General features: G+C 72.0%; 14 protein-coding genes. 11 read left to right on the top strand and 3 right to left on the bottom strand.

Going from position 1 to position 20110, the window contains the following annotated elements:
* Positions 1-297 precede the first annotated feature (297 nt).
* Entirely contained in the window at positions 298-1428 is a 1131-nt protein-coding gene (locus ACH34T_RS35480; RefSeq protein WP_396025347.1) for a glutamate--cysteine ligase, read from the bottom strand.
* 117 nt (positions 1429-1545) lie between these two features.
* Here ACH34T_RS35480 and ACH34T_RS35475 point away from each other — a divergent pair, with 117 nt between their 5' ends.
* Positions 1546-2607, top strand: a complete 1062-nt coding sequence (locus ACH34T_RS35475; RefSeq protein WP_396025345.1) for a hypothetical protein — start codon at positions 1546-1548, stop codon at positions 2605-2607.
* On the opposite strand, the gene ACH34T_RS35470 is transcribed toward ACH34T_RS35475, so the two are convergent.
* Positions 2570-3364: an alpha/beta fold hydrolase gene (locus ACH34T_RS35470; RefSeq protein WP_396025344.1), complete on the bottom strand. Its 795-nt coding sequence runs from the start codon at positions 3362-3364 to the stop codon at positions 2570-2572. The genes ACH34T_RS35475 and ACH34T_RS35470 overlap by 38 nt on opposite strands.
* A 59-nt stretch (positions 3365-3423) precedes the next feature.
* Entirely contained in the window at positions 3424-5040 is a 1617-nt protein-coding gene (locus tag ACH34T_RS35465) for a PucR family transcriptional regulator (RefSeq protein WP_396025343.1), read from the bottom strand.
* Between the two features lie 199 nt (positions 5041-5239).
* On the opposite strand from ACH34T_RS35465, the gene ACH34T_RS35460 reads away from it, so the two are divergent.
* From ACH34T_RS35460 to ACH34T_RS35415, 10 genes are all read left to right on the top strand, one after another.
* Complete coding sequence (locus tag ACH34T_RS35460) at positions 5240-6547, top strand: aspartate aminotransferase family protein (protein WP_396025342.1); 1308 nt, start codon at positions 5240-5242, stop codon at positions 6545-6547.
* Positions 6544-8043, top strand: coding sequence for a CoA-acylating methylmalonate-semialdehyde dehydrogenase (locus tag ACH34T_RS35455; protein WP_396025341.1), 1500 nt, complete (start codon positions 6544-6546; stop codon positions 8041-8043). The genes ACH34T_RS35460 and ACH34T_RS35455 overlap by 4 nt, the downstream gene beginning before the upstream one ends.
* A 159-nt stretch (positions 8044-8202) precedes the next feature.
* On the top strand, positions 8203-8577 hold the full coding sequence (locus tag ACH34T_RS35450) for a hypothetical protein (RefSeq protein WP_396025340.1): 375 nt from the start codon (positions 8203-8205) through the stop codon (positions 8575-8577).
* A 485-nt stretch (positions 8578-9062) separates the two neighbouring features.
* A complete protein-coding gene (locus tag ACH34T_RS35445; RefSeq protein ID WP_396025339.1) occupies positions 9063-10286 on the top strand; it encodes an ABC transporter substrate-binding protein in 1224 nt (407 codons plus the stop codon).
* Positions 10287-11097: 811 nt separating this feature from the next.
* Entirely contained in the window at positions 11098-12198 is a 1101-nt protein-coding gene (locus ACH34T_RS35440) for a sensor histidine kinase (protein WP_396025338.1), read from the top strand.
* 127 nt (positions 12199-12325) lie between these two features.
* Positions 12326-13570 carry a 1-deoxy-D-xylulose-5-phosphate reductoisomerase gene (gene dxr, locus ACH34T_RS35435; protein ID WP_396025354.1) on the top strand — a complete coding sequence of 415 codons (1245 nt, stop codon included), beginning with the start codon at positions 12326-12328 and terminating at the stop codon, positions 13568-13570.
* A gap of 52 nt (positions 13571-13622) precedes the next feature.
* Positions 13623-14825, top strand: coding sequence for a M50 family metallopeptidase (locus ACH34T_RS35430; RefSeq protein ID WP_396025337.1), 1203 nt, complete (start codon positions 13623-13625; stop codon positions 14823-14825).
* Between the two features lie 116 nt (positions 14826-14941).
* Complete coding sequence (gene ispG, locus ACH34T_RS35425; protein ID WP_396025336.1) at positions 14942-16144, top strand: flavodoxin-dependent (E)-4-hydroxy-3-methylbut-2-enyl-diphosphate synthase; 1203 nt, start codon at positions 14942-14944, stop codon at positions 16142-16144.
* Between the two features lie 385 nt (positions 16145-16529).
* On the top strand, positions 16530-18191 hold the full coding sequence (locus ACH34T_RS35420) for an alpha/beta hydrolase (protein ID WP_396025335.1): 1662 nt from the start codon (positions 16530-16532) through the stop codon (positions 18189-18191).
* A gap of 268 nt (positions 18192-18459) precedes the next feature.
* On the top strand, positions 18460-20061 hold the full coding sequence (locus ACH34T_RS35415; protein WP_396025334.1) for an alpha/beta hydrolase: 1602 nt from the start codon (positions 18460-18462) through the stop codon (positions 20059-20061).
* Positions 20062-20110: the final 49 nt, after the last annotated feature.

Below are 20110 nucleotides of genomic sequence, written 5' to 3'. Positions count from 1 at the left end.
CCCAGGGGGGCGACCCCCTGGAACCCCCGTCACCGGGCGGCGAACCGTTTCCCGAGCCGCTGGCGCGTCTCGGGAAACGGCCCGCCGCCCGGCGGGTCGTGCGACCTCCGGGCGCTGGGCGCCCTCCGGCCGCACGACCCGTGGCCCCGGCTTGGGTCGTGTCCAAGTGGGGGTGTTGTGGCTCGTCCAAGTCGCTGATCTCAGACGGTCCGGTTGTAGAGGTTGTTGGCGACCACTGATGAACGTTCTAGGGCGGCGTCGTTCAGGTGGGGTATTCGGGGATTTTCGCAGGGTCGCTCAGACGGGGACGGTGTTCTGGACGGCGCCCGCGACGATGGACGTGACGTCGTGGGTCCGGGCGTAGACGGCGCGCTGGAACTGGGCGCCGTTGCCGCGTTCGAGGAGGCCGTCCAGCATGCGGGTGACGGCGTCGAGGTCGCCTGAGCGGTCCAGTGCGGGGGCCAGGTGGGCGAGGAGCGCGTCCACGACCTGGCGGGCGGGGGCGGCGCAGCGGGTGGTCGGATGGACGAGGTCGTCCCGCAGCCCGGAGCGTCCGGCGCGCCACATCGCCAGCCGCATCAGGTCGGCCCGCACCGGGTCGGGCGGGTCGCCGTCGCGCCAGGCGCCGGCGGCGGTGTCGACCAGCGCGCGGACGAGCGCGGCCATCAGCACGGCGTCGTCGGCGTTCAGGCACACGTCCGGGACGCGGATCTCCACGGTCGGGTAGTGCCGCGACAGCCGCGCGTCGAAGTAGATCATCCCCTCGTCGACGAGGGCGCCGGTGGCGAGCAGCGCCTCGACCGTCGTCCGGTAGGCCTTCGCGGAGCCGAACAGCTCGGTGGGGCCGCTGGACGGCCACCGTCCCCACACCTGGTGGCGCCAGCTGTCGTAGCCGGTGTCGGCGCCCTGCCAGAACGGCGAGTTCGCGCTGAGGGCCAGCAGCGGCGGCAGCCAGGGGCGGATCCGGTCGAGGACGGCGACGCCCTCGTCCGCGGACTCGATGCCGACGTGGACGTGGCAGCCGCAGGTGAGCTGCTCGTCGGCGGTGGGCCCGTAGGCGTTCGACATCCGCAGGTACCGGTTCGACGGGGTCAGCGACGGGCGGACGGCCACCGGCGACGTCGCGAGCGCCGCCACCGCGATGCCGACCCCGGCGGCCGACTGCGCCGCCGCCAGCCGCGCCGACCTGACGTGCTCGGAGATCTCGGCGAGCGAGGTGCAGACCGGGGTGGCCGTCTCCAGCTGCTCGCGCTGCAGCTCGGTCTCCAGCGACTTCGAGCGCCGCCCGCCGGTGAGGAACAGCTCGTCGTGCCGCCTGGCGTACCGGATGACGGACCCGGAGACCGCCTGCGGCACGCCGGTCGCGGGATCGACGAGGAGCAGCTCCTCCTCCACCCCGAACGTGCGCGGACCTGTGCGAAGTGTCACCAGGTGGTTGTGCCCTGCTGTGCACCGATGTACGTCCCGCGCGGGTCTCGTCCTGGCCGGAACGCCCTGCTTACAATGCGCGCACTTGACCGAACGCTTGGTCAGAAATGAGGTGGTATGACGTACCTAGTCGGCCATTGGGCCACCGGGCATCCGGGCAGGCAGTCACTGCGGGCCATCATCGAGCACCCCGATCTCGAGCTCGCCGGCGTCGTGGTGGGCGATCACCGCGCGGCCGGGCTGGACGCCGCCGAGTTGGCCGGGACCGGCCGTCCCACGGGCGTGCTCGCCACCGAGGACCCGGCCGGTCTGCTCGCCCTCCGGCCCCAGGTGATCAGCCACACGGCGTGCGGCCCCGGCGGCCGGGTCGTGGACGACCTGTGCCGCATCCTGGCGTCCGGCGCGGGGGTGGTGTCGGACGCGCTGACTCCCATGATCCATCCGGCGTCCGCGGACCGGGCCGTCGTCCGGCGCCTGCGGGCCGCGTGCGCCACGGGCGGGTCCGCGTGCCTCACCACCGGCCCCGGGCCCCTGGCCGACCTGCTTCCGCTGCTGCTGAGCGGCGCGAGCCTGCACCTCGACACCGTCAGGATCACCGAGATCGCGTGCCACGCCCGCGGGGACGAGGCCGTCGTCCGCGAGTGCGGCTTCGGCGGGCCCATCGGGCACCGCCCGCCGATCGTGCGGCCCGGCGTGCCGACGCTGATGTGGGGGCCGATGATCCGGCTCGTCGCCGATCAGCTGGCCGTCCCGCTGGACGATCTCCGCGAGAGCCACGAGCTGTGCCCGGCGCCCGAGTCGTTCGACGTCCCCGCCGGACGGATCGCCAAGGGCGCCACGGCGGCGCTGCGGTTCCAGGTGTCGGGCATGCTCGGCGGACGTCCCGTGATCACCGTCGAGCACGTGGCCCGCCTGCGCGAGGACCTCGCCCCGCACTGGCCGGCGCCGCCGTTCGGCGAGCCCGGCGGCCACCGCGTCGAGATCGGCGGCGAGCCGCCGTGGCGGATGGACGTCGCCAGCCCCGGCGCCGCCGACCCGTCCGTGCCCGGGACGCTCGCGACCGCGCTGCGCCTGGTCAACGCCGTCCCCGCGGTGGCCGAGGCCCGGCCGGGACTGCACACCCCGCTGACGCTGCCGCCGTTCACCGGCCGCCGGCGTCTTCGCCGAGCCATGCGCTGAGCAGCGCGCCCGTCTCGTCCGGGCGGTCGACGTAGAGCATGTGCCCGGCGTCGATCTCGGTGAGGGTGAGGCCGGGGCCGAGCGCCGTGCGGCAGTCCACGACGAACTCGGGGCGCACCAGGTCGGCCTGCGCGGCGATGACCAGGTGGGTGGGCACGCCCACGGGCGGCGGGACGTGCGGCCGCGCCATGTCCGAATACGCGGCCACGATCGCGGCCGGTTCGTACCGCCAGCGCAGCCGTCCGTCCGGCAGGTGCTGGAGATGCTCGGCGACCTCGTCGTCCACCGCCTCGTCCGACGCCTCGGGCCAGCGCGCCGCGCCGGACGCCCGCGCCTCAGCGGCGTCGCCGAACGAGGCCTGCGTCATGTGCTCGCGCGCCCGCTCGCCCGCCCTCGCGGGATCCACCCCGATGGCCGGGTCGAGCAGGACGAGCCGCCGCACCCTCCGCGGCGCGGCCCGCGCCAGGTGCAGCGCGATCATCCCGCCGTAGGAGTGCCCGACGACGTCGGCCCGCTCGATGCCGTCCAGGTCGAGCGTGGCCAGGACGTCGGCGATGTGCTGCTCGACCGTCCACGGCGGCTCGTGCTGCGAACGCCCGTGCCCGCGCAGGTCGGGCGCGAGGACCCGGCGGTCCGCCAGATAGCGCTCGGCCATCCGCCGCCAGCGCGCCCCATGGCCCGCGACTCCGTGCAGAAGGACGACCGGGTCGCCCGCTGAATCCCCATACCGATGCACATGCAACGCCGCGTCCGTCATGCACCGAAGCGTAAACGCGCGGGCCTTCGCCGCGGGCCTTCTTCACCGGATGGCCCTGGTCAGGGGCGTTCCCAGCGGACGGAGCTGAGCGCCAGCAGGGCGACGTGGAAGGAGACGCAGGACTCGACGTCGTCGAGGTCGGCGTCCAGGACGCGTTCAATGCGGCGAAGGCGCTCGTAGAACGCGGGCCGGGACAGATGGGCCTGCTGCGCGGCGACGGCCTTGTTGCGGCCCGATTCGAGGTACAGCTCCAGGATGCGGGTCAGGTCGCTGCCGCGCTGGGCGTCGTACTCCAGGAGGGGCCCGAGCTCGCGTTCGACGAAGGTCTGGACGCGGGCGTCGTCGCGGAGCAGATGCAGGAGGCCGCGCAGGCGCAGGTCGGGAAGGCGGTAGAAGAGGCGGGCGCCCGCGCCGCGGGCGGCGACGTCGGCGACCTGCTCGGCCTCGAGGAACGAGCGGCGGACGTCGCGGATCGTCTCCACGACGGACCCGGCCGCCATCACGGTGTCGCCGGACTGCTTGCGGATGCGGGTCGCGACCTCGGTGAGCGCCGTCTCCACGTCCGCGCGGGCGGGCAGGGACGCGAGGACGCCGACGCGGGCGTGCGGGCCGCCCTCGTCCAGGACGCCGACGAGCGCGGCGAGGCGGGCGTCCTTGCAGGCGGCGGCTGCCGTCTCGGCCAGCGCCGACAGCTCACCCGCGGCCGGCACGGACGCCGCCGGGCCCCGGTGGCGAAGCACGACGCCGAGCAGCCGCCGGCCCGACAAGGGGACGCCGAGGGCGCGGGCCCGGGCGGCGGCCTCCTGCGGGTCGGAGTAGGCGTGCGCGAGGATGCGGGCGATGATCGTCCCGTGCGCCTGGCGTTCGACGCTCTCGGCGTGCCGGTCGAGGAGGCGGCCGAGGGCGAGGGTCGTGGCGGCCCGTTCGATCAGCACGGTCTCGCGGGGCGACGGCGGCGCGCCGAGGTCGATGATCAGGCGGCCCCAGTCCTCGCCGCGGGCGCCGACCATGGTGACCAGCCAGCCGGACGCCTCGTCGTAGCCGGTGCGGCGCCCCGGCCGGACGACGCGCGAGCGGGTCTCCCACGCCGACAGCAGCTCCGACGGGTCGGCCCCGCCCGCGTCGGCCGCGAGGACCTGGTGGGCGAGGTTCTCCAGGACGACCGGGTGCCCGCCCAGCGACGCGACCTGCCGGACGACCTCGTCCGTGGACGCGCCCTCCACCGACAGCTGCGTGAAGATCTCGTGGAGCTGCTCGGACGCCCGCAGCTCGGCGAACTGGTCCTGCACGATGCGGGCGTGCACCGACTCGGTGATGTCCACGAACGCGGGCTCGTGCGCCAGGACGATCACGGGCAGCCCGTGGTCCTCGGCGGCGCTGATCAGGGCGGGCGGCAGGACGCTGAGGTACCGGCGGCCCAGCTCGATCATCAGCCCGCTCACCCCGACCTCGGCGAGGTCGGAGATGTAGGCGCGGAGCCGTTCGGGCTCGTCCGGCAGCGCGATCCCGGTGGTGAGGACGAGCTCGCCGCCGTGCAGCAGATGCGCGATGTCGGTGACCTCGGCGACGTGCACCCAGCGGACCCGGTTGCCGGTGCGGTCCGCGCCCGCGACGACGTGCGGCTGGCCGCGGCGGACCGCGTCGAGCTGGAGAACGTCGTGCACAGTGGGCAGCATCACCAGCGATCCTATCCGGACAGAGTGTCAACGGCGCCGAGCACAAGCTTTACAGCCTGTCAGTCGCCGTCCTCCAGCCCCACCCACCCGCCATTCAATGGACGAGCTCCGCTCGGTTCCAGCAGAGCGTTAACCGGAGGGGGAGGGTCCTGACACTCTGCGGGTTTTCGCGGCGTCCTGGGCGAACAAGACTTGAGGCATGTCGGAACACGCGAATCTGCTCAAGCGCCACCGGGCGGTCATGCCGTCCTGGGTCGCGCTCAACTACCAGGACCCCATCGAGATCGTCGGCGGCAAGGGCAACCGCGTGACCGACGCCGAGGGGAAGGGCTACCTCGACTTCTTCACGGGCATCCTCACGAACATGCTCGGGTACGACGTGCCGGAGGTGCGGGACGCGGTCGAGCGGCAGATCGCCACGGGCGTCGTGCACACGTCCACCTCGTACCTGCTGCGGGGGCAGGTCGAGCTGGCCGAGAAGATCGCCCGGCTGTCGGGCATCCCGGACGCGAAGGTGTTCTTCACCAACTCCGGGACGGAGGCGAACGAGACGGCGCTGCTGCTGGCGGCGTACGCGCGCCGCAGCCCGCAGGTCCTCGCGATGCGGCAGAGTTACCACGGCCGGTCGTTCGCCGCGACGGGCGTCACCGGCAACCGGGCGTGGACGAACGTGTCGTTCTCGCCGCTGGACGTCCACTTCCTGCACGGCGCCGACCGGCACCTGCCGCAGTTCAAGGGCATGTCGGACGAGCAGTACACCGACGCCTGCGTGCAGGACCTGCGCCACGTCCTCGCCACCGCGACCAGCGGGGACGTCGCCGCACTGATCGCCGAGCCGATCCAGGGCGTCGGCGGGTTCACGATGCCGCCGGACGGCCTGCTCGCCGCGTACAAGAGCGTCCTGGACGAGTTCGGGATCCTGCTGATCTCCGACGAGGTCCAGACCGGCTGGGGACGGACGGGCCAGAGCTTCTGGGGCATCGGCAACCACGGCGTCGTCCCGGACATGATGACCTTCGCCAAGGGCCTCGGGAACGGGTTCGCGGTCGGCGGCGTCGTCGCGCGCGGCGACCTGATGGACGGCCTGCACGCGGTCGGGATCTCCACGTTCGGCGGCAACCCGGTCTCGATGGCCGCGGCGAACGCGACCCTCGACTACCTCCTGGACCACGACCTCCAGGCCAACGCCGCCAAGCAGGGCGCGACGATCATCGGCGGGCTCGCGTCGGCCGCCGACCGGCTGCCGATCGTCAAGGACGTGCGCGGCAAGGGCCTGATGTTCGCGGTCGAGCTGGCCGATCCCGGCGCCGGCGAGCCGAGCCCGCCGCTGGCCGCGGCGGTGATGGAGGCCGCCCGCGAGCGGGGGCTGCTGATCGGCAAGGGCGGCCTGTACGGCAACGTGGTGCGCATGGCGCCGCCGATGACCCTGACCGACGCCGAGGCCGCGGAGGGCCTCGGCATCCTGATCGCGTCCCTCGAAGCAGTGAATAAGGAAGCCACCCGATGAGCAAGCACGTCACGCACTGGATCGGCGGGAAGCCGTTCGCCGGGGAGGCGGAGCGGCGCGGCGACATCTACGAGCCCGCGTCGGGACGCCTCGCCGGGACGGTCGACTTCGCCGCCCAGCCCGAGGTCGACGCGGCCGTGGCCGCCGCGAAGGCCGCGTTCCCCGGCTGGCGGGACGCCTCGCTGTCGAAGCGCGCGAGCATCCTGTTCAGGTTCCGCGAGCTGGTGAACGAGCACCGCGACGAGATCGCGCGGCTGATCTTGTCCGAGCACGGCAAGGTCGTATCGGACGCGGCCGGCGAGGTCGCCCGCGGCCTGGACGTCGTGGAGTTCGCCTGCGGCATCCCGCACCTGCTCAAGGGCGGGTTCTCGGAGAACGTGTCGACCCGGATCGACGCGTACTCGATCCTGCAGCCGCTCGGCGTGGCCGCCGGGATCACGCCGTTCAACTTCCCGGCGATGGTGCCGATGTGGATGTTCCCGGTGGCGATCGCGTGCGGGAACACGTTCGTCCTGAAGCCGTCGGAGAAGGACCCGTCGGCGTCGGTGCGGCTCGCCGAGCTGTGGGCCGAGGCGGGCCTGCCGGACGGCGTGTTCAACGTCGTCCACGGTGACAAGGCCGCGGTGGACGGCCTGCTGCACCACCCGGACGTGAAGGCGGTCAGCTTCGTCGGCTCCACGCCGATCGCCCGCTACATCTATTCGACGGCGGCCGCGAACGGCAAGCGGGTGCAGGCGCTCGGCGGCGCGAAGAACCACATGCTGGTGCTCCCGGACGCCGATCTCGACCTGGCCGCAGACGCGGCCGTGTCCGCCGGGTTCGGCTCGGCGGGGGAGCGGTGCATGGCGATCTCCGTGGTCGTCGCCGTCGACCCGGTCGGGGACGAGCTGATGGCCAAGATCGAGGAGCGGGTCGCCAAGCTCAAGGTCGGCCCGGGCGACGACCTCGCGTCGGAGATGGGCCCGCTGGTGACGCGGGCGCACCGCGACAAGGTGGCGTCCTACCTGGACAGCGGCGTCGCGCAGGGCGCCACGCTCGCCGTCGACGGGCGGGCCCCGGACGTCCTCGGCGGCGCCGGGGAAGGGTTCTGGCTCGGCCCGACCGTCCTCGACCACGTCACCCCGGAGATGGACGCCTACAAGGACGAGATCTTCGGCCCGGTGCTGTCGGTGGTGCGGTCCGGCTCGTACGAGGACGCCATGGAGCTGATCTCGGCCAACCCGTACGGCAACGGCACCGCGATCTTCACCAACGACGGCGGGGCGGCGCGCCGCTTCCAGAACGAGGTGGAGGTCGGCATGGTCGGCGTCAACGTGCCGATCCCGGTGCCGATGGCCTACTACTCCTTCGGTGGCTGGAAGGACTCACTGTTCGGTGACAGTCATGCGCACGGGATGGAAGGCGTCCACTTCTATACGCGCACGAAGGCGGTCACCTCGCGTTGGCTCGACCCCAGTCACGGAGGGGTGAACTTGGGGTTCCCGACCAGCGGTTAAACCGGTCCGCGGCAGGCCCTTCCCGTCGGTTGTTTTCGTCGCGCGGCGGGCGACGAATAATGCCAACATCCATTGACGCCCCCTGGGGCGGGAGACACAATCTGACTGTCTCAATTAATTGGGGCGAAATTAAAGTCAGTTGTGCAGGAGAGCCGCGCGATGACCGCAGTCGACCACGCAGCAGAGGTGGACGCGCTCGGCAGACGATTTCCGGGCTGGACCATTTGGTTCGGCCCGTTCACCGGCCACTGGTGGGCGCTGCCGCCGAAGGACCGCGACGTCGGCGACTTCCTGGAGGCCGATACCCCGCAACGGCTCATCGCACGGATCGAGGTGGTCGAGCGCACCGCACCGAAGCGACCCGCGGCCCAGTACGGCCGGGCCGGAACGGCCCGTCCCGGCCGCGGGCCCTCCCGCCACGACCCCCGGCCTGACGTGCGACGTCCTTCGAATCTCCTCCGTCTCGAAGGCGTCACACCGTCGCCGTCCGGCCGGGTGCCGGCGATCGCGTGGCCAGGCAGCACTGCAAGGTGATCCGCTGTTCCCCAACCTCGTCACGTCCGCCGGTGCCGCCGCGGCCCCGGGAAGGGCGGCAGTCCGCGCCATATCCCTCTCCAGCAACCTCCGTGTATGGCGCGGACGCCAGCACCCGCCGTCCCCCGGGGTCTCGGCGGTTTCTCCATTAACAACCCGTCCGAAACGTATGGCCCGCAATCTGCGGCGGAATCGCATTCACGGCGCGTCCCAATAGGACAGCCTTTGCTTACCGTCCGGGGATGAAACGGCAAACACGAGCGTCCCCGGACTTCGGCGTCGCAGGCCGTTCCACCTCAATTCGGCGGGGACCCCACCCGAGACCGGCGATGAACTCGTGGGCGGTCGCCGGAGCAGACGAGAATGGCGGCGCCCCCATTCAAACGACGCGCTCCGCTCGGCCCCTGTTTGGGGGAGGCGCTAGGCTGCGCCGACGGAGGCCCCGCGCGAGAGGCGGGGTCACTGCGCGCGGATCGGGGAGCGACATGCGGGTGAAGGCCACGATGCGGGTCAAGGTGGGAGCGGCCGTGGTGGCCGCCCTCGCGCTGACCGCCGCCGGTCTCGGCGCGAGCGGCAGCGGCGGCGACGACGACAAGGAGCCGGTCGGCGTCGCCCAGGTGGCGAGCACCCTCGGGCCCGGCGAGGGCATGCTCAACCTCCTCACGCTGCCCGGCGCCATCGAGAGCGGCAGCACCGACCCGCGCGTCGACTGGGTGACCCCGTTCCAGGAGCGCACCGGCTGCAAGGTCGGGCTGAAGGTCGTCAAGACGCCGGAGGAGATGGCCGACCTCATGCGCGACGGGGACCGCAGGTACGACGGCGTCGCCGCGCCGCCCGAGGTCGCCGGACGGCTCGTCGCCGAGAACCAGGTCGCACCCGTCAACACCGACCTCGTGGACGGCTACAAGAAGCTGGAGCCGGAGCTGCGCGGGCAGCTCAAGCGGAACGGCAAGCACTACGGCATCCCGTACGTGTGGGGCGTGAACCTCCTCATGTACGACACCAGGGCCGTCCCGCCGCCGGGGAGCTGGGCCGCGCTGTTCGACCCCGGCCAGGCCCGCCGGTACTCCGGGAAGCTCGTCATGCGGGACAGCCCGCTCGCGATCGCCGAGGCCGCGCTCTACCTCAAGGCCAAGGAGCGCAAGCTGAAGATCCGCGACCCGTACTCGCTGACGCCGAAGCAGCTCGCCGCCGCGGGGCGCGTCCTGGCCGCGCAGCGACCGCACGTCGAGCAGTACTGGGAGCGGCCCGCCGACGCCGTCAGCGCGTTCGCCGGGGGCCGCGCCGTGCTGGGCCAGGCGTGGCCCTACCAGGTGGACGTGCTGAACCGCGCGTCCCGGCCCGTGCAGGGCGTCATCCCGTCCGAGGGCGTGACCGGCTGGATGGACGCCTGGATGATCGGCGCGCGGGTGCAGCACCCGAACTGCATGTACCAGTGGCTGCAGTGGACCGCGTCGCCGGACGTCCAGCAGCAGGTCGCCGAATGGACGGGAGTGGCGCCCGCCAACCCGCAGGCCTGCTCCGGCGACCGCCTCAAGCCGGGGTTCTGCGCCGCCTACCACGTCGGCGACCGCGACTACCTCGACGACATCTCCTTCGCGCACGCGCCGTCGAAGGCCTGTGGCGACACGTCGGAGAAGTCGGAGAAGAACGACTGCACCGACTACGCCGCGTGGACCAAAACGTGGATCGAGTCCACGAAGCTGTAGCGACCTGCCCGAAGTCGCAGAGGCGGAGCCGAAGTCCGTAGCGGACTAGCCGAAGTTCGTAGCGGTCTAGCCGAAGCTGTGGCGGCCCCAACCGCACCGGAGCCGTGGAGGCCTGGTCCGGGACGCTCAGGAGGTCGGAGCGGGGTGTGAAAGGTCTCTCCGGCGCGCCCGACCGCCCCCAGTCGGGCGCGCCTGCCGGGTGGTCCCGGGCTTCCCCCCGAAGGCCCGGGTCACCCTTCTCCCTGGAGAGACCTCCTCGACGACGGCGCCGTCATGCGGAAGGGGCCGTCGTCATCGCCGGCGGCCGCTCCCCGACCGGCCGTCCGGCATTCGTGAGCGGCTCCCGAGAGCCCCGCCGTGGGCGGGGTGCCGGCGGGGCGGGTGCGCAGTCGTCGCACGCGAACACCCCGGTCGAATCCGGCAGGCGGCCGACGCGTACGCGCGGCCGGGGCCACCTCTTGCGGCAGACGACGCACGCGTCTCCCAGGCGCTGGGCTGTGCTCAGCACGCCCGGGTCCACGGTCGGCTCGTCCGTCTGGCCCATGTACCCATCCCCCTGGCGGGAGTCGACGTCACGTGACTTCCTTTATAGGCCGGGAAGTGTGTTGTCACTGTTGCCACAGGTGAAAAGGGCGGCAAAGCCTTACGTGTCGCCCAGCCGTCCAAGATCGTCCGCGCTAGGCGGCCCGGCGGTGGGGTGCACACGGCGGGTCGGCGGACGCTCTGACCAGGGCGGATGCAGACCATGGCGATACGGCCGCAGGCCGCGTGTTTTGCAGTTTCTTGGATGGATATTGCGTACAAAGGAGGCATGTCGGACCGGAACGCCGGAGCGCGCGTCCGGCCGGACAGGCCCCGCCCCGCGCGGGCGCGCGACCGGCGCCCGGCGCGGGAACGCGAGACGCTGGTCGCGATCGGCGCGTCCGGCTTCCTGCTGCTGGTCGCGGCGGCCGTCGCGGCCGTCGCGCTGGCGCTGCTCGCGGACGTCGGGGAGGTGGGCGTCCTCGCGCTGGTCATGGCCCTGCTCGGCCTCGCCGGGCTGGGGCTGGTCGCGTGGGGCGTCCGGTGGGGCGTCCAGAGGGCCGTCCGCGATGCCGTCCGGGAGACGCTGCGGCCGGCGGCGCGGCTCCAGGCAGAGATGGCCGGGATCGACGACGCCGATCTGAGCAGCCGCGTCCCGGTGCCGTCCACCGGCGACGACCTCGAACGGCTCGCCCGCCGCGTCAACGCGCTGCTCAGCAGGCTGGAGACCGCGGCGCTCCAGCGGCGCGCGTTCATCGCGGACGCCTCGCACGAGCTGCGCACCCCCCTCACCGGCCTGCGGACCAGGATCGAGCTCGCCCTCGACGCCCCGGACGACGGCGACCCCGTCGACACCCTCAGGCACTCCCTGGACGACGTCGACCGCCTGCACCACATCGTCGACGACCTCCTCGTCCTCGCCCGGCTCGACTCCGGCGACTCGCCCGCCCGCGAGATCCTGGACCTCGGCGCGCTGGTGGAGGCCGAGGCCGGCCGGCGCGCGCCGCCCGTCCCGACGACGGTCAAGGCCGAGGCGGGCGTGCTGGTCGAGGCGAACCCGCCGCGGCTCGGCCGCGTCCTGCTCAACCTGCTCGCCAACGCCGAGCGGCACGCCGTCGCGGTGATCGAGGTCACCGTGCGCGCCGAGCCGGGGGAGGCGGTCGTCGAGGTCCGCGACGACGGTCCCGGCATCCCGCACGCCGACCGCGACCGCGTCTTCGAGCGGTTCACCCGGCTCGACTCCGCGCGCAGCCGCGCCGACGGCGGCAGCGGCCTCGGCCTCGCCATCGCGCGGCAGATCGCCGTCGCGCACGGCGGGCGCCTCTACGTCGGCGACGGCGCGTACGGCGCGCGCCTCGTCCTGCGGCTCCCGCTCGCCGGTCGGCGCTGACCCGCGCGTCCGCGCGGGCTTGCGCGTCCGCGCTGGCTTGCCCGTCCGCGATCTGGAGGCGCGCGTGCGCGACGAGTCGCGGCGGGGACGCGACCCGCGGCCTGGATTGTCGGACAATGAACGCGTGATGCCTCCATCAAGCACCGACGCGCCCGCCCGCGAGCTGGTCGTGCTCGGCTCCACCGGTTCGATCGGCACCCAGGCGCTGGACGTCGTCCGCCGCAACCCCGGCAGGTTCCGGGTGGCCGGGCTCGCCGCCGGCGGCGGACGGGTCGGCCTGCTGGCCGAGCAGGCGCTGGAGTTCCGTCCCGAGATCGTCGCCGTCGCCAAGGCGTCCGCCGCGCAGGAGCTGCAGCTCGCCTTCTACGCCGAGGCCAAGCGGCGCGGCTACGCGTCAGGCGACTACCCCATCCCGAAGATCGTCGCAGGCCCGGACGCCGTCGCGGAGACGGCGGCGTGGCCGTGCGACGTGGTGCTGAACGGCGTGACCGGCGCGCTCGGCCTCGCCTCCACGCTGGCCGCGCTGGACGCCGGCCGCACCCTCGCCCTCGCCAACAAGGAGTCGCTCATCGTCGGCGGCCCGCTCGTCAAGGAACGGGCGCGGCCGGGGCAGATCGTCCCCGTCGACTCCGAGCACTCGGCGCTCGCCCAGTGCCTGCGCGGCGGCCGCGCCGGCGAGGTGCGGCGGCTCGTGCTGACCGCGAGCGGCGGCCCGTTCCGCGGGTGGACCCGCGCCGAGCTGGCCGGCGTCACGCCCGACCAGGCCATGAAGCATCCGACCTGGGACATGGGCCCCGTCATCACCATCAACTCCGCGACCCTCGTCAACAAGGGCCTGGAGGTCATCGAGGCGCACCTGCTGTTCGACGTCCCGATGGACCGGATCGAGGTCATGGTGCACCCGCAGTCGATGATCCACTCGATGGTGGAGTTCACCGACGGCTCCACGCTCGCGCAGGCGAGCCCGCCCGACATGCGGCTGCCGATCGCGCTCGGCATCGACTGGCCGGACCGCGTCCCGGACGCCGCGCCCGGCGTCGACTGGACGCGGGCGCACACCTGGGAGCTGTTCCCGCTCGACCAGGAGGCGTTCCCCGCGGTGGCGCTGGCGCGCCGCGCCGGTGAGCTGGGCGGGACGTTCCCCGCCGTTTACAACGCCGCGAACGAGGAATGTGTGGACGCGTTCCGCGCTGGACGCCTCCCGTTCCTCGGGATCGTCGACACCATCGCGCGGATCGTGGACGAGCACGCCGCGGAGGAGCGCGCGCACGAGGGTGATCCGGGCAAGGCCGGAGAGCTGACGATGGACGACGTCCTCGCGGCGGACGGCTGGGCCCGCACCAGGACCCGAGAACTGACCGGAACCGACTGAGACCCACGGAGGCCCGCCTCGCCCGCCTCCGGACGATGCCCGAGGAGAGCCGATGGCGTTCCTGCTCGGCGCGGTGGCGTTCGTCGTCGCGCTGCTGCTGTCGGTGATGCTCCACGAGGGCGGCCACCTGCTGCCCGCCAAGCGGTTCGGGATGAAGGCCACGCAGTACTTCGTGGGCTTCGGGCCGACGCTGTGGTCGACGCGGCGGGGCGAGACGGAGTACGGCGTGAAGGCGATCCCGCTCGGCGGCTTCGTCAAGATCGTCGGATACACGCCGCTGGAGGAGATCGACCCGGCGGACCGTCCGCGCGCGTTCTACCGGCAGCCCGCCGGACGCCGCGCGATCGTGATCGTGTCGGGCGTCGTCGTCAACTTCGTGTTCGCGTTCCTGCTGCTCATGGCGATGGCGATGACGGTGGGCGTGCCGCGGTCCGGCACCGTGACCAGCACGGTCGACGAGGTGACGCCGTGCGTGCCCGCCGGGGTGCGGTCCGACTGCGGCAAGGGCCGTCCGCGCTCGCCCGCCGCGGCGGCCGGGCTCCGCGTAGGCGACCGGGTCGTGTCGTTCAACGGCACGCCCGTCGCCGACTGGGACGAGCTCACCAAGGCCATCGACAAGGCGAAGCCCGGCCAGACGGTGCCCGTCGTGGTGCGGCGGCAGGGAGCCCCGCAGCCGGTGACCCTGCCGATCAAGCTCGCGGACGTGGACGGTCAGCCGTTCGTCGGCATGTCCGCGAGGGTCGTCGGCGGCGGCTACGACCGGACGGGCCCGCTCCGCGCGACGGAGTTCGCCGGACGCGCGATCGGCCGGACCGTCGCCGGCATCGGCGAGGTCGCGGTGGACCTGCCGTCCGCCGTCCCGCGGCTGTTCTCGCCCGAGCGGGAGAGCACGCCCGGCGGCCAGGTCGGCAGCGTCGTCGGCGCGACGGACGTGTCCGGCCAGATCTTCGCCTCCGACGCCAACTCCGTCCGCGACAAGATCGCGCTGTTCCTGTCGCTGGTCGTGTCGGTGAACGTCTTCCTCGGGGCGCTGAACGTCCTGCCGCTGCTCCCGCTGGACGGCGGGCACCTCGCGGTGGTCGGCTACGAGCGGGCCCGCGCGGGCGTCAACCGGATCCGGGGCCGTCCGGATCCGGGCACGGTCGACCTGACCCGGCTGCTGCCGCTGACGTACCTGGCCGTCCTGGTACTGGTGGGGCTCGGGGTGCTGCTGATCCTCGCGGACGTCTTCAACCCGCTCCAGCTACCCGAATGACACAAAACGTTCACCCAAGGTAGTCGATCGGTCACATCGGTGGATGCCGGGCGGCGTCCTCCCGGACACGCGCGGCGCTTAGTCTGGAGTACGGGGCCGCGAGTCAGAGGAGAGGGATGAGCGTTTCACTGGGAATGCCGGGCGTCCGCGGCGAGGACGACGGGCGGAACGGGCCGGGCGCGCCGGGCCTGAGCACGCCGCGCCGCAGGTCCCGGCAGATCATGGTCGGCAGCGTTCCGGTCGGGGGCGACGCCCCGGTTTCGGTGCAGTCGATGACCACCACCCTCACCGCCGACGTGAACTCGACGCTCCAGCAGATCGCGGAGCTGACCGCGTCCGGGTGCCAGATCGTCCGGGTCGCGGTGCCGTCGCAGGACGACGCCGAAGCGCTGCCGGCGATCGCGCGCAAGTCGCCGATCCCCGTCATCGCCGACATCCACTTCCAGCCCAAGTACGTGTTCGCCGCGATCGACGCGGGGTGCGCGGCCGTCCGGGTCAACCCGGGCAACATCAAGAAGTTCGACGACAAGGTCGGCGAGATCGCGCGCGCGGCGGCCGGCGCGGGCGTCCCGATCCGGATCGGGGTGAACGCCGGCTCGCTCGACAAGCGGCTGCTGGAGAAGCACGGCAAGGCCACGCCCGAGGCGCTGGTGGAGTCGGCGCTGTGGGAGTGCTCGCTGTTCGAGGAGCACGGCTTCCGCGACATCAAGATCTCGGTGAAGCACAACGACCCGGTCGTGATGATCGACGCGTACCGGCAGCTGGCCGCGGCCTGCGACTACCCGCTGCACCTCGGCGTGACCGAGGCGGGCCCGGCGTTCCAGGGCACGATCAAGTCGGCGGTGGCGTTCGGGGCGCTGCTCGCCGAGGGGATCGGCGACACGATCCGGGTCTCCCTGTCCGCGCCGCCGGTCGAGGAGGTCAAGGTCGGCCAGGCGATCCTGGAGTCGCTGGGGCTGCGCACGCGCGGGCTGGAGATCGTGTCGTGCCCGTCGTGCGGGCGCGCGCAGGTGGACGTGTACACGCTCGCCGAGCAGGTCACCGCCGGGTTGAAGGACTTTCCCGTCCCGCTGCGGGTCGCGGTGATGGGCTGTGTCGTGAACGGCCCGGGCGAGGCGCGCGAGGCCGACCTGGGCGTCGCGTCCGGCAACGGCAAGGGGCAGATCTTCGTGAAAGGCGAGGTCGTCAAGACCGTGCCGGAGGCGCAGATCGTGGAGACGCTGATCGAGGAGGCGATGCGCATCGCCGACGAGATGGGCATCGAGATCGGCGAGGACGGCTCGGTGTCCGGCCCGGGCGCCGACGTCGTCGTCACCTGACACCGCGCATCGCATCGCCCACAGCGAAGACCTAGAACGGCCGAGAGCGAAGACCTAGAACGGCGAGAGCGAAGAACTGAACGGCTGAGAGCGAAGAACTAGAACGGCGAGGGCCCCGGGTGCGGAACCCGGGGCCCTCGCCGTTTCGCGTGACGCTCGCCGTTCGCGTGACGGCCGTTGCCGTTTGCGTGACGGGTCGTCTCTCGCGTGCGTGACGGTCCGGATCCGGAACGTCCGGGGTGATCACAGAGTTCCGCTGATCTTGTCACGATTCCGCATCCACTCGGGTTTGGGCCCTGTCCGGCCCCCCGCCGGGACGCCACAATCTTCACTCATTTACCCGTATGTCTGACTCAATCAGGAGTCGGCACGTTAAGGGGGATTTGTGAAGAGGATCGTTGTCGTGGCCGCGGTGGCCGGCCTCGGTCTCACCGGTCTGGGCGCCACAAGCGCGCAGGCCGCGAGCCCCTCCGCCGGATCGGCAGGAGGCTACAACCCCGCCTCGCTCAAGTGGCACGCCTGCCCGGCGGACTTCGTCAAGACGGTGCACGACCTCTACGACGTCATCTACCCGGTCTCCAAGATCGTGCAGTGCGCCGAGCTGCCGGTCCCGCTGGACCACGCGAAGCCGAACGGCAAGAAGATCACGCTCCAGCTCACCAGGACGCCGCACACCGGCAAGGGCCCGGCCAAGGGCGACATCGTCGTCAACCCGGGCGGTCCCGGCGGCGGCGGCGCGCTGTTCGGCCCGCGCGTGTTCGCGCAGAACTCCGCGCCGATGCGCGACGCCTACAACGTGATCGGGTTCGACCCGCGCGGCGTCGGCATGAGCGTCCCCGCGCTCACCTGCGACGAGAAGTACGGCCTCGCCCCGCGTCCCGACTACGGCACCGGCGACCGCAAGTCCGTCCAGACGTGGCTGAAGCTGACCGAGGCCTACGCCGAGAGCTGCGCGAAGAACGACAAGATCGGGCTCCTGGACCACATCAAGACCATCGACTCGGTCCACGACGTGGAGTCGATCCGGCGCGCGCTGGGCAACGACAAGCTCGACTGGTACGGCGCGTCCTACGGCACCTACCTCGGCTCGGCGTACGCCACCGTGTACCCGAAGAACGTCGACAAGATGGTGCTGGACGGCAACGTCGGCCCGTCAGACGTCTGGTACGACGCCAACCTCAACCAGGACGTCCAGTTCGACATCAACTTCGAGTACTACCTCGGCTGGATCGCCAAGCACGACGCGACGTACAAGCTGGGCAAGAAGCAGGGCGAGGTGCGCGACTTCTTCTACGACCTGCGCGCCAAGCTGAAGAAGCAGCCGGTCCGCTACACCGACCCCGACAGCGGGCAGGAACTCGCCGTCGGGCCGGACGAGCTGACCGACACCATCCTCAACGCCGGATACCGGCGCAGCCAGGCGGTGTGGCACGGGTACGCGGCCGGGCTGGCGGCGTACAAGGCGGGCGACACCGCGACGTTCGCGCAGACCTTCGGCGGGCCGACCACCGGGGGCGTCGCGGACAACGGCAACGCCGTCTACCTCGCGGTGCAGTGCACCGACGTCCAGTGGCCGCTGAGCTGGAAGAAGTGGCAGCGCGACAACGACCGGATCAACCGCAGGCACCCGTTCGAGACGTGGGCCAACGCCTGGTTCAACGCGCCGTGCCTGTTCTGGGGCGCCGAGGCCGGCGAGCCGGTCGACATCGGCCGGACCCGCGACCTGCCGCGCAACATCCTGATGTTCCAGTCGACCAACGACGCGGCCACCCCGTACGAGGGCTCGCTGGACATGCAGCGCCGGCTCAAGGGCTCGCGCCTGGTCGTCCAGGACGGCGACCGCACGCACTGCATCGTCCACCGCGGTTCCGCGGCTGTGGACGCCTACTTCGACGCGTACTTCCTGCGGGGAGAGCGTCCGGAGGAGCGTACGGTCCACGTCCCGCAGCTCGGTGACCCGACTCCGCCGGCGCAGGCGTCCGCCAAGACGCTCGTGGGCACCGGGTCGCTGACGGCCGCGCGCCTGAAGGCGGACATCATCCGCTGACGCGTCCGACGCGCGGAGGGCCCCGGGGAGCGATCCCCGGGGCCCTCACGCGTTCGCGCGGACGGACGAACGAGGGCGAACGACCTGCAACATCACGAAGTTCCGTTGATCTTGTCACGATTCCGCATCCAGTCATCCCGGCCTCTGCCGCGATAACCGACATAGCGCCAGAATCGCCACGCAATCCGCATCCGCAATGCATCGGCGTGGCTCCCCCCTCCGGTCTCCCCGCGTCCGGGTTCCGGAGCCGCCGATCTGAGGGGGTCAGGTGAAAAGGATTCTTCTCGTCACGGCCGCGGCGGTCGTGGCGGCCGGCGGCACCGGCGCCGCCGTCTCCGTGAGCGCGGACACCGGCCAGGCCGGCGCCGCCGCGGTCGCGGCCCAGGGCATCGACTGGGGCAAGTGCGAGGTCAGCGGGCCGGACGACCCGATGAACAAGGCCCAGTGCGCCCAGGTCCAGGTGCCGCTCGACCACGGCCGCCCGCACGGCCCCAAGATCTCCATCGCGGTGTCGCGGTTCAAGCACACCGACGAGAAGAACTACCAGGGCGTCCTGTTCGTGAACCCGGGCGGCCCCGGCGGCTCCGGGCTCGCCTACGCGCCGGCGCTCGCCCGCTGGATCGGCGGCACCGGGCACCCCGACGTCGCCGCCAAGTACGACATCATCGGCTTCGACCCCCGCGGCGTCGGGTCCAGCAAGCCCGCGCTGAGCTGCGACCCGCACTACTCCGACCCGATCCGCCCGGACTACGTCCCGAGCTCGTGGAAGGAGGAGAAGGCCTGGATCGCCAAGTCGAAGAAGTACGCGCAGGACTGCGCCAAGAAGTTCGGCGGGCTGCTGCCGCACATGCGCACCACCGACGCCGCGCGCGACGTCGAGGCGATCCGCGCCGCCCTCGGCCAGAAGCAGATCAGCTGGTACGGCTTCTCCTACGGCACCTACTTCGGCGCCACCTACGCCACGCTCTACCCCGGCCGCGTGAAGCGGATGGTGATGGACGGCAACGTCAACCCGAAGACCGTCTGGTACGACGCCCAGCTCGACCAGGACAAGGCGTTCGAGCGCAACATGAAGTCCTGGTGGGCTTGGACCGCCAAGTGGGACTCGGTCTTCCACCTCGGCACGACGGAGAAGGCCGTCGAGGCGAAGTACTACGAGGTCCGCGCCGCCGCGAAGAAGGCCCCGATCGCCGGCAAGATCGGCCCGGACGAGCTGGACGACATCGTCCTGACCGCCGGGTACAACACGGGCTACTACATCCCGTTCTCGCAGATCCTCTCCCAGTGGGTCAACGACAAGGACCCGTCGGGCCTGCTCGACTGGCTCAACCCGGGCGGTGACGACAACGGCTTCGCCGTGTACAACGCCGTCCAGGCCGCCGACGCCAAGTGGCCGCGCAACTGGTCGAAGTGGCACCGGGACGCCGAGAGGCTCTACAAGCAGGGCTACCGGTTCAACACCTGGAGCAACGTCTGGTTCAACGCCCCGATCGCGTTCTGGCCGTTCAACGGCGGGCCCGAGTTCCGGCTGAAGGGCGGCAAGAACCTGCCGGGGATGCTGCTCGTCCAGTCCACGGAGGACGGGGCGACGCCGGTCGCGGGCGGGCTGGAGATGCACAAGGTCTTCCCGTCGTCGCGGTTGGTGTTCGAGGTCGGCGGCAAGACGCACGCCAACACCCTCAACGGCAACAAGTGCCTGGACGACAAGGTCGCCGCGTACCTCGACACGGGCGCGCTGCCGGAGAGCCGCCGCGGCCCGGACGCCTACTGCAAGGCCCTCCCGGAGCTGAACGACCCCGACCCGACGGCCATGCGGACCAAGGCCGCCGGACCCGCAGCGGGCAAGGACCTCCCGGTCGGACGCCCCTAGCACGCTCGTAGATTCCGGCCCGAACGCCACGGTTCGCGGCGTTCGGGCC

Source organism: Actinomadura sp. 9N215 (genome assembly GCF_044326345.1).
Classification (GTDB): Bacteria; Actinomycetota; Actinomycetes; order Streptosporangiales; family Streptosporangiaceae; genus Spirillospora.
This window is presented reverse-complemented; position numbering and strand designations above follow the sequence as displayed.

Excerpts from the sequence above, each read along its gene's own strand:
- ACH34T_RS35475 (WP_396025345.1), top strand. The coding sequence starts at position 1,546 with ATGACGTACCTAGTCGGCCATTGGGCCACCGGGCATCCGGGCAGGCAG.
- ACH34T_RS35470 (WP_396025344.1), bottom strand. The coding sequence starts at position 3,364 with ATGACGGACGCGGCGTTGCATGTGCATCGGTATGGGGATTCAGCGGGC.
- ACH34T_RS35465 (WP_396025343.1), bottom strand. The coding sequence starts at position 5,040 with ATGCTGCCCACTGTGCACGACGTTCTCCAGCTCGACGCGGTCCGCCGC.
- ACH34T_RS35460 (WP_396025342.1), top strand. The coding sequence starts at position 5,240 with ATGTCGGAACACGCGAATCTGCTCAAGCGCCACCGGGCGGTCATGCCG.
- ACH34T_RS35455 (WP_396025341.1), top strand. The coding sequence starts at position 6,544 with ATGAGCAAGCACGTCACGCACTGGATCGGCGGGAAGCCGTTCGCCGGG.
- ACH34T_RS35450 (WP_396025340.1), top strand. The coding sequence starts at position 8,203 with ATGACCGCAGTCGACCACGCAGCAGAGGTGGACGCGCTCGGCAGACGA.
- ACH34T_RS35445 (WP_396025339.1), top strand. The coding sequence starts at position 9,063 with ATGCGGGTGAAGGCCACGATGCGGGTCAAGGTGGGAGCGGCCGTGGTG.
- ACH34T_RS35440 (WP_396025338.1), top strand. The coding sequence starts at position 11,098 with ATGTCGGACCGGAACGCCGGAGCGCGCGTCCGGCCGGACAGGCCCCGC.
- dxr (WP_396025354.1), top strand. The coding sequence starts at position 12,326 with ATGCCTCCATCAAGCACCGACGCGCCCGCCCGCGAGCTGGTCGTGCTC.
- ACH34T_RS35430 (WP_396025337.1), top strand. The coding sequence starts at position 13,623 with ATGGCGTTCCTGCTCGGCGCGGTGGCGTTCGTCGTCGCGCTGCTGCTG.
- ispG (WP_396025336.1), top strand. The coding sequence starts at position 14,942 with ATGAGCGTTTCACTGGGAATGCCGGGCGTCCGCGGCGAGGACGACGGG.